The 689-nt window shown below is 43.7% G+C and carries 1 protein-coding gene; it reads right to left on the bottom strand.

Annotation, left to right across the window (positions count from 1 at the left end; all coding sequences use genetic code 11):
• Positions 1-132: 132 nt before the first annotated feature.
• The coding region (locus ACFIO3_RS14815; RefSeq protein ID WP_375704751.1) for a M48 family metalloprotease at positions 133-689 on the bottom strand (557 nt) is incomplete at its 5' end.

The following is a 689-nucleotide window of genomic DNA, read 5'->3' as shown; positions in this document are numbered from 1 at the left end:
GCACACACACCTGCCGAACAGCTAATCCTGGAACATTTTTTTCAGACACATGCCCCGCTTTTTTGTGTTTCAAAACAACAACCTTTATATCACTGTTTTCTCAAGAACTCCCAGAAATCTTCTCAAAAAATTCTATGAACGAGATCTTTTTGAATTATCATAACGAAGCCAAGAAGGACGTTTTGTCATACGCTGAAAAGTGCTGTTTTCTTGCTCTCCTGATGCATAAGCCTGACCACTGCGAAAATCTCCATAATTCATCTCATCATTGCTTTTTTTATTCATACTGCCTTCTTCATTCCATCCCCCATTTTCAGCAAGAACCCCTTTCATCTCTTCTGCTTGCCGATAAAGAGCAGCAATACGATTTGCCGTTGCAGGATGTGTTGAAAAAAGACTATCCGCTCCCTCACCGCTCAAAGGATTGATAATAAATAGATGTGCTGTTGCTGGATTATGCTCTGCTTCTTCATTATATACCCCACGTCCCCCATCAGCAATCTTACGCAATGCGGAAGCCAACCATAAAGGATTACCACATATTTCAGCCCCTCTCCGATCTGCAGCATATTCACGTGTACGGCTAATCGCCATTTGCACCAGCATCGCTGCAAAAGGAGCCACGAGCAAGGCAATAAATCCTCCAATTGCCCCAGCGCCATGAGAATCTTCTGAAGAGTTGCGCGGTC

Source organism: Bartonella sp. AD328YNZD (assembly GCF_042196425.1).
The sequence above is the reverse complement of the archived record's forward strand: the minus strand, read 5'-3'. Positions and strand labels throughout refer to the sequence as shown.